The organism is Pseudomonas sp. yb_9 (genome assembly GCF_043103635.1).
Taxonomy (GTDB): domain Bacteria; phylum Pseudomonadota; class Gammaproteobacteria; order Pseudomonadales; family Pseudomonadaceae; genus Aquipseudomonas; species Aquipseudomonas monteilii.
Genome location: NZ_JBICKA010000093.1, coordinates 1 through 9,103, shown reverse-complemented (window position 1 = coordinate 9,103; position 9,103 = coordinate 1). Strand labels below are relative to the sequence as shown.

Here is a 9,103-nt window from a genome sequence, read left to right as displayed (position 1 = left end):
TTGCTCGCTCCCACACTGGGTGCTGTGCGTTTTACAGACCGCCGCGCGTGCCTATCGCGGACAACGCCCGTTCCCAGATCTGCCGCGTTCGCACCCACACCAACTCTTGCCAGTCGCTGTCCGCGGGGAAGAATTGTTCAAGCAGTTGCAACTTGATCTGCCGTGCTTCGGGGCCGGTTGGGTCGCCGTGTAGGTGCAGCCACTGATCGTCGCGCAGCACCGCATGGATTTGTTGACCAGGGTAGGTGCCGCACTCGATCACGAACGGCATCAGTTGCACATGAGGCAAGGCGTTGATGATGGCCTGGGAGGTGTAACCGGTGGCAGTGGCAGCAACGCCGGTGTCACTCTGGCTGTTGGCGCTGGTCATCAGGGTGAACAGCCAGGGCCCGAACAACACCTGGGCCTGGGGCAGTGCCGGGTACGAGGCCTGGGCAATGGTCATCAACATCGGATGGCCATAATCGCCCGCGCCGGTGTGCAGGTCGAAGCACATCGCGACCTCGGCGTGTGCCAGGTGTTCGCCGAGGATCCGGTGCAGGGTCTGGTTCGACCAACTTGAGCTGTTACCGCCGTAGAACAGGCCATCGGGATGGCGATACTGACCGGCCTCGACAATCGACATCACCGCCGACCAGCCCTCGCGGCTGATCCGTTCATTGAGCTGGGCATCGGCGCGCTCACGTTCGGGGCCACGCAGTTGGGTACAGGTGTAGATCGGGTGCAGAGTTTCATAAGCCGCGTTGTCGGGTGGTGTCTTAGTGAAGTCCAGGTAGTTGCGGTTGAGGTCGATGTTGTCCTCGTTGACCCGACGCATCCAGGCCGTGCCCCACGGGTTGATCAAGTGGATCATCAGTACCGCGACGTCGTCGGGCAGGCTGCGCTCCCTGAAGGTTTGCAGCCATTGGCGCTGGCAATCCGAGCCGTAATAACCTTCCACGCCGTGGGTGCCGCTCAAGGCCACCAACACCCGTTTGGCCTGGGGGTTGCCGAGCAGGGCCACATCTGTGCCCAGGGCCTCGGCGAACGGGCCGCGCAATGGGTGCGGGTAATGGCTAAGACGGGCGCCGACGGCCTCGGCGGCGGCGAGGAATTGTTCACGCTGCTGGGTAAAGCTGCGGTGTGATGGAAAACCGTTACTCATGGTTGTCTCCTGTCGAAATGGGGTTACTTCAGGCGGCCGGAGAGGAACTGGGTCAAGCGCTCGCTTTGCGGACTGACCAGCACTTCACCCGGCGGACCTTGCTCTTCAACCCGGCCTTGGTGCAGGAACATCACATGGTTGGAGACGTTGCGCGCAAACCCCATCTCGTGGGTGACCACGACCATGGTGCGACCTTCCTCGGCCAGGGCCTGCATCACTTTCAGCACCTCGCCCACCAGTTCCGGATCCAGCGCGGAAGTGGGTTCGTCGAACAACATCACTTCCGGTTCCATGGCCAAGGCACGGGCAATGGCGACCCTTTGCTGCTGGCCGCCGGACAGGTGGGACGGGTATTTTTTCTCAACGCTCGGGTCCAGACCGACTTTATGCAGGTACTGCCGCGCGCGTGCCTCTGCGTCCTTGCGCTTGACGCCCAGCACATGCACCGGTGCTTCGATGATGTTCTCCAGCACGGTCATGTGCTGCCACAGGTTGAAGTGCTGGAACACCATCGCCAGTTTGGTGCGCACTTTTTGCAGCTGACGCGGGTCGGCCACCCGCAGCGCGCCGTTGAGATCCTGTTTGGTGCGGATTTGCTCGTTGTTTACCGTGATGGTTCCGGCGCACGGCTGTTCCAGGAAGTTGATGCAACGCAGGAAGGTGCTTTTGCCCGAGCCGCTGGAGCCAATGATGCTGATTACGTCGCCAGCTTTGGCCTTGAGCGATACGCCCTTGAGTACTTCGTGGTCGCCGTATTTCTTGTGCAGCTCATCTACGCTTAGCTTATACATGTTCGATGTCTCCAAAAGGACGGTCACTCAATGCGCCTGCGGTTGCAAGAAGGCCAGCCAGCGCACTTCGCAGCGACGAAACAGCCAGACCAGGGTAAACACCATCAGCGCGTACAGCACCGCCGCCAGGCCGAAGGCTTCGAACGAGGAGTAGGTCGCAGAGTTGACGTCGCGAGCGACCTTCAATAGATCGGGCACGGTGGCGGTGAAGGCGAGAGTGGTGGAGTGCAGCATCAGGATCACTTCGTTGCTGTAGTACGGCAGCGAACGGCGCAATGCCGAGGGCAGGATGATTCGCCGGTACAGGGTGAAGGTGGACATGCCATAGGCGCGGCCTGCTTCGATCTCGCCATAGGGCGTGGCGCGGATGGCGCCGGCGAAAATCTCCGTGGTGTAGGCGCACGTGTTGAGGGCAAAGGCCAGCAGGGTGCAGTTCATGCCCTCGCGAAAAAACGCATCGAGGGTCGGTTGGTCGCGCACCACTTGCAAGCTGTAGATCCCGGTGTAGAGGATTAGCAGTTGGATATACAACGGCGTGCCGCGAAACACGTAGGTGTAGAACCATACGGGCATGCGCAGCAGCGGATTGGACGAGACTCGTGCCACGGCCAGCGGCACGGCCAGGGTGCCGCCGATGGCGATGGAAGCGACTAGCAGCCAGAGGGTCATGGCCACGCCTGAGAGTTGGTAGCCGTCAAACCAAAGGTAGGCTTTCCAGTACTCCTGGACGATATCGATCATAGCTGCGCACCTCTGACGCCCACCGAGTAGCGGCGTTCAAGCCACATCAGCACGCCGTTGGAAACGGTGGTCAGGGCCAGGTAGATCAGGCCGCCGACCACGCTGAAGAAAAACAGGTCCATGGAGTTCTTGCCCGCGTCCTGGGTGACTTTGACGATATCGATCAAACCAATGATCGACACCAGCGCCGTGGCCTTGATCAACACCTGCCAGTTGTTGCCGATTCCCGGTAGGGCGAAGCGCATCATTTGTGGAAACAGCACCCGCACAAACACCTGCCGACGATTCATGCCGTAGGCCACGGCAGCTTCCAACTGGCCGGCTGGCACGGACTGAAAAGCGCCGCGGAAGGTCTCGGTGAAATAGGCACCGTAGATGAAACCCAGGGTCAGCACCCCGGCCGCGAAGGGGTTGATGTCAATCTGTTCGGTGTCCAGCCATTCAGTCAGGTTGTTCAGCCAGATCTGCAGGCTGAAGAACAGCAACAACATGATCACCAGGTCCGGCACGCTGCGAATCAGCGTGGTGTAGCCGGCGGCCAGGTGACGCAGCAGCGGTTGTTTCGATAGTTTGGCTGATGCGCCGATCAGGCCCAGCGTGACGGCCAGTACCATGGACATCAGTGCCAGCTGGATGGTCGCCAACGTACCTTCGAGAATGAGCGAACCATAGCCCTGTAAAAGCATGTTCTGTCTCTCCGTTGGCAAGGGCGGCCCGGGGGCCGGCCCTTGCGCGAAATGGATGGGCAAGGCGCCGGATCACCAAGCCGCGAGCGTTCCGGCACCGGTCAAGCGCAGGGCTTTTAGTTGTAGATGTCGAAGGTGAAGTACTTCTTCTGGATGGTGTCGTAGGTGCCGTTCTTGTGCATTTCGGCCAGTGCCCGGTTGATGGCTTCCATCAGCTGCGGCTCGTTCTTGCGCAGGCCGATGGCAATGCCTTCGCCCAGCAGTTCCTGGTTGTACACAGCGTCGCCGGCGAAGGCGAAACCGGTGTTCTTAGGCGTTTGCAAAAAACCCAGTTCGGCCACGGCGGCATCGGTCAGGCTGGCGTCGATACGGCCGCTGACCAGGTCCGGATACAGCAAGTCCTGATTGGGGTAGGTGACCATGATCACCCCTTTAGGCGCCCAGATTTTTTTGACGTACGTCTCTTGGGTAGTGCCTTGGGCTACGCCGACGCGCTTGCCTTTCAGGGATTCTGGCGTAGGCAGCAGACCGCTGTCCTTTTTCGCGATCAAACGGTTGGGGGAGTTATAGAGACGGTCGGAGAAGTCCACGTTTTTTTTGCGCTGGTCGTTGATGGTCATTGCCGACAACACGGCATCGAACTTTTTCGCCCGCAGCGCCGGGATGATGCTGTCGAATGCGTTTTCCACCCACACGCACTTGACCTTCAGCTCGGCGCAAATGGCGTTGCCCAGGTCGATGTCAAAGCCCACCAGTTGACCGTCGGGGTTTTTCGATTCGAACGGAGCGAAGGTCGGATCGACGCCAAAGCGAATGACGCTTAAATCCTTGGCCAGGACGCCGGTGGAAGCCAATGCAAAGACGGTGGCGAGTACAAATTTTTTCATTGTTGTTTTTCCTTTGTCTGACGGATCGAACGCTAACGATGTATTACAGAAAAATCTTTATATGATAGTACCTGTATATATATTTAATGCAAAATACAGGCCAATTCACGGAAAATGCCTGCAAGGTGCTGTTTTTCGCGGTGCTGATAAGCCCGGGGTGGCTGAGTCGCCGGGCCACTATGGTTTTTTGGTACGCATGGTTACATCAGAGGCTGCACCGTATCGGGTCTTGCGTAACAACATGGGGCGTCTCCTGACCGGGACAGGTAAATACCCGCCAAAGCCAGAATACGAGGCTTTTCATATACAAAAAATGTCGAAAACTGTGGCTTGCTATAGCTCAGCTAAAGTATAAAACCGTCGATTGCTATGGAGATGATGATGAACAGCTTGCCTTCCCTGCGCGCGCTGCAGGTTTTTGAAGCCGTGGGACGTTTCGGCGGCATTGTCGAGGCCGCCAAGCGTCTGGGTATCTCGGCCGGTGCCGTCAGCCAACAAATGAAACTGCTGGAAGACACCCTGGGCTTGAGCCTGACCTTGAAGGTCGGCAAGCGTATTCGCCTGACCGCCGCCGGCCAGCGTTATCACGATAGCTGCGCAGCGGCATTCGAGAGCCTGCGCATCGCCCAGGTCGAGGTCGAGCGGTCGAAAAACGCCAGCAACCTGCGCATCAGCGCTTTGCCGTCATTGCTGTCGGATTGGTTGGCACCGCACATCTATGCCTGGCAGGACGAGCACCCGGAACTCAATTTGTTTCTCGATGGCAGTCACGCCGAACCTTCGCCAGAGGGCTACGACATCGATTTTCGCTTCACCTACGGCGACTACGTGGCCACGGAAAACGCCATCGAACTGTTTCGCGATTGCGTGGTGCCGGTGTGCAGCCCTTGGTTGTTGCGGCCTGATGTGCTGCTCAACAAACCGGCAGACCTGCTGGCATATCCGCTGCTGTCCATCGACTGGCTACCGAAGTTTGCCTCGCCGCCTTCGTGGCGTGACTGGTTCAAGGCCCAACAGGTGGACTGCGAAAGCATTCGCGATGGCTACCGCGTGTATTCCTTGTCTGCCATGGCAATCCAGGCCGCATTGGCGGGGCAGGGTGTGGTACTGGCGCAATACTCAATGGTGGCTGATGCGTTGTCAGATGGGCGTTTGATCAGGCCGTTTGCCCGGGCCTTGCCCTTGCCGTCGGCGTATTTTTTGGTGGGTGCCAAGGGCGCGTTCGACAAGGCCCACTGCCGCGACTTCCACCGTTGGATTGTGGCGCGCGGGCGTGAGCAAATGGTGATCAATCAGCGGTTGCTGGCGTAGCCGTCACTAGGCTGCGCTTGAGCTCAGGTTTTCGTCGGACAGTTCGCTGTTGGAGCGCCGGCACAGGTAGTACTGGCGGCCGTCATCCACGTGCAGGTCGAACAGCTTTACCAGTTCGCCGCTGGCGACATCGGCGCCACCAACGGCTCGCGCAGCAGCGAGCAACCCAGGCCGGTCAGCGCCAGTTGCCCGTCTTCGAGCAGCAAGCCATTGAGCGCACTGGCGTGCTTGACCTCGGCGACTTGAAACCATTCGGCCCAGGTGCCGCGTTCTTCGTCGTGCAGCAACGGCAGTTGGCTCAAGGCCTGGGGCGAGTCGATGGGGGCGTGGCGCTGAAGGAATTCGCGGCTGCAATAGGGCGAGACGGCACCCGAGATCAGCGGCTCGCTGTGATTGCCCGGCCAGTGGCTGGTTCGCTGGAATAGCTGCGGTGGTTTGCGTAGGTGACGTTGATGTCCAGTTCCGGGTTTTGCGCCAGGAACTCGACCAGCCTCGGAATGAACAGGTTGATGCCAAACAGCGGAATCAAGCTGATGGTCACCTGGCGCATGACGGACTTCTCGCGCACATGCTCGGTGGCGCTGTGCAATACCGCGAAAGCCGAGCGGATGGCACGGTAATAGGGGGCATGCCGAGATAAGGCAAAGTTCACTAATTTGGTATGCCGCCGCTTGGGCTGTTGGGCCGCATGCGTTTTTCGCGTTCCAAAGCTCGCTCGGTTTTTGGCCCATCCACAACCGTTTTCGGGGCGTGCGCTTTCTGCAGGCGCTGGGCGTCCCGCTCTTTTTGCAGCGCCAGTGCCGTGGTTTTGTCGTAGCGCTTGGCAATAGAACCCGGCAAACCGGCGATAGCATCGGTGTAGATCCTCGCTTCCAACCGCGCCCGACTGATGGCCACGTAGAACAGATTTAGCGAAGTGGTACGGCTCTTGGTGTTCACGGAGATCATCACGCGATCATTGGTTAGGCCCTGCGCACTGTGAACAGTCGCGGAATAAGCGTGTTCCAGGTGCAGCGGTTTGTTCGATGGCAGCTTCACCACGCGCTCCGGCTTTCCGTCGCGCTCTCTGGTCGAAGCCAGCTCGATCATGCCGTTGGCTGTGCTGATAACTCGCATCCGGTCGCCGTTGGTGAGGTCGAGTGATGGCGTGTTGCGGGTGATGCGTACCAGGTCGCCAATGGACAGCTCCGGGCGCTCTGCCTTGTAGACGCTGAGCTTTGTAACCTGTCGCGAGTTGATCTGACGGCTCTGGCCATCGGCACCGGTCACGACAAGGATGTTTCCCGGTAACGCCTGTTTGACGGTGTAGTTCTCGCCACGAACCAAGCCCGCTTTTTTGTAGTCTTTCTCCGGCTGAATGACCATTCCTTGCTGGTAGGTCGGTGCGTAGCGCCGCTCTGCCTGAGTCATATCAACGCGGTTCAACGTGTCGAACTTCGCCCCCCGGCCCTCAAGGCCCAATGCCTTGCGCGCCAAAGTGTTGATCTCTTTGCGGTCTTTGTTTGTACCGGCAACGATCAATACCTCTCTACGCTCCTGGTCAGTCAGTTGCATGTAGTCGTTGACGATCGCTTGATGTCGATCGATAGGGTTGCGCAGTTCCTCAATGTGCTTGATGTGCTGCAGCGACTTGGGAGTATTGCCATCGGCGGCGTGCTCGACGGCTAATTTCAACTCGGGGTCTTTCTGCCGCTGGATCTCCTTGATCCGGGCGGTTTGCATGCCGTTCTGCTGGAGCTGGGCGAATGGTTTTCCCGCCTCGATGGCCTCGGTCTGTTTGGTATCGCCCAGCTGAACAAGGCGGGCCCCGAACTTTTCCACCAGCCGCATGAGCTGTTCCATCTGGCGAGCGCCGACGACACCGGCCTCGTCGAGAACAATGATAGTCCTTTCGTCCAGGGTCTTGTCTTTGGTGTTGAAAAAGCTGGCCAGGGTATGAGCGTCCATCCCCTCGTTTTTGAGTGCGGCAACTTGGTTCCCATACGGCGCCAATGCGAGGATTCGATAGCCGAGTTGATCCTCTGTCTTGCCGTAACTCATTGCCTCGTTGACGGATGTGAGCAGTTGCACGGCCCGCTCAACGGAGTAGGTTTTGCCCGTACCAGCATCACCCTGAATGCCGACAAACCGATTCTCCGTGCTGACGATGGTCTCGACGGCTTGCCGTTGGCCAGCGGTGAGGGTTGATCCTTCAAGTGCTTTAGCGACCTGCTCCTGGGACATGAGCGGCGTCACCTGGCCCCGGCCAGTGCGCTCAATGGCAAGGATGGCTTTCTCGCGCTTCAAGCCTTTCTGTGTGGTGTAGCGCTTCTCGGTTGGCACCAATGAACCGCGCTCGATGGCGGTGGCCACGTACTGTTTTGCCTGCTTGTCCGTCCAGCCTTTCAACTCCTGCAGGTGAGCTTGCCAACCTGCAGGCGACAACACGGGCGCGTTTTCCGTGGGCTGTGCCATTGAGTAGGCCGGTGCTGACTCTATGAGCGTACCTTGTTGTACCAGCCGGGCTATTTCGGCCCGTACCTGGTCAGGCCCGGCCAACCCTACCGAACGCTGGAGCGCCACGGTCAACAGGTCCAACTGGGTAACAACCTGTTCACGCTCGGTCAGGTGATTGATTGCGTATTGCACAACGGCTTGGGCCGGTGTCAGCCCTGCGGGTAGATTGGGATCAGATGGAACGCGGCCAGCGCCTGACGCTGGGCCTGATTCACCATACTCGCGGCCATCCAATCGGCTTTGTGGGCCGTAGTCGATCCCTAACTCGCGGCTTTTCGTCACCCAATACTGTTTCACCAGATCGTGGTCGCGCTCGTCTTTGTGCGGCCTGGTGGCCATTGAGATAACTTGTTTTTCCAGAGTGGTCGCGTCGGCCCGGGTTTTCCCGTCCTTGGCCAACGCTTCTTCAATGACTTTGCTGCGGCTGGAGAATGCTTCGATCTGTTCCCGTGAAATGTGATTCAGCTCGAAGTTGCCTTTGCCATCGAGTACGCGGATCTCGTAGCCCAGCTCGCGCAGCTCCAAGGCCAGTTGGCCCTTGTACATGGCGTCAACTTCATGCTGAACCTTGAAAATATCGTCGTTGAACAAGGCACGCCATTTACCATCGGCGCGCTGCGTCATGTTCATGATCACCGCATGGGTGTGCAGTTGGGGATCCTTGCCGCGACTCATTTCGTGGCGAAACTTGCCAATGACCATGTTCCCCGTGCGTTCGCGCAGGAACTTGCCCTGTACCTTGCGCCGTGCCTGGGCGAGCTTTTCGACGTGGTGCATGGCCTTGGCCACCGCCCGGTCGTGAGCCAGGGTGACATTTTTGTCGCCGGCGACGAGTGCTTGCATCGACACCGATTTCGGCGCCGAGAATGTCATGTCCAAGCCCATGCGCCGCTTGTTGGTTTCGGCATTGAACGTGGTGTGGATCCGCTCGCCGTTCGGCAACTTGCCATCAAGCAGTTTGGCCAGTTGCAGCTGATCGACGGGGCCGACCAGGCCGAGCCGTTCGGCACCTTCGCCTTGCCACTCGCCGGGTGTTTCCTTGGCGTA

Annotated in this window: 7 protein-coding genes and 1 pseudogene; 1 reads left to right on the top strand and 7 read right to left on the bottom strand. The window is 59.0% G+C overall.

Features of this window, described 5'->3' with window-relative positions; genetic code table 11:
• Positions 1-31 precede the first annotated feature (31 nt).
• The 5 genes from ACF8MI_RS23170 to ACF8MI_RS23150 form a co-directional block, all read right to left on the bottom strand.
• The gene (locus ACF8MI_RS23170) at positions 32-1,144 is read right to left on the bottom strand and encodes a DUF2817 domain-containing protein (RefSeq protein WP_009682425.1); all 1,113 of its coding nucleotides are present in this window, start codon (positions 1,142-1,144) and stop codon (positions 32-34) included.
• Positions 1,145-1,167: 23 nt separating this feature from the next.
• Entirely contained in the window at positions 1,168-1,935 is a 768-nt protein-coding gene (locus ACF8MI_RS23165) for an ABC transporter ATP-binding protein (RefSeq protein WP_009682424.1), read from the bottom strand.
• Between the two features lie 27 nt (positions 1,936-1,962).
• Positions 1,963-2,676 (bottom strand): ABC transporter permease, encoded by a 714-nt coding sequence (locus tag ACF8MI_RS23160; RefSeq protein WP_009682423.1) that lies wholly within the window; start codon positions 2,674-2,676, stop codon positions 1,963-1,965.
• The gene (locus ACF8MI_RS23155; protein WP_009682422.1) at positions 2,673-3,362 is read right to left on the bottom strand and encodes an ABC transporter permease; all 690 of its coding nucleotides are present in this window, start codon (positions 3,360-3,362) and stop codon (positions 2,673-2,675) included. Before ACF8MI_RS23155 ends, ACF8MI_RS23160 begins: the two co-directional genes overlap by 4 nt.
• A gap of 116 nt (positions 3,363-3,478) precedes the next feature.
• On the bottom strand, positions 3,479-4,249 hold the full coding sequence (locus tag ACF8MI_RS23150; protein WP_009682421.1) for an ABC transporter substrate-binding protein: 771 nt from the start codon (positions 4,247-4,249) through the stop codon (positions 3,479-3,481).
• A gap of 381 nt (positions 4,250-4,630) precedes the next feature.
• Between ACF8MI_RS23150 and ACF8MI_RS23145 the strand changes: the two genes are divergently transcribed.
• Positions 4,631-5,560, top strand: coding sequence for a LysR substrate-binding domain-containing protein (locus tag ACF8MI_RS23145; protein ID WP_009682420.1), 930 nt, complete (start codon positions 4,631-4,633; stop codon positions 5,558-5,560).
• 6 nt (positions 5,561-5,566) lie between these two features.
• On the opposite strand, the pseudogene ACF8MI_RS23140 reads toward ACF8MI_RS23145, so the two are convergent.
• Positions 5,567-6,182, bottom strand: a pseudogene (locus ACF8MI_RS23140) (LysR substrate-binding domain-containing protein); the annotation flags it as partial.
• A 29-nt stretch (positions 6,183-6,211) separates the two neighbouring features.
• Positions 6,212-9,103, bottom strand: a 2,892-nt coding sequence (gene mobF / locus ACF8MI_RS23135; RefSeq protein ID WP_392517882.1) for a MobF family relaxase, incomplete at its 5' end; no start/stop codon positions are given.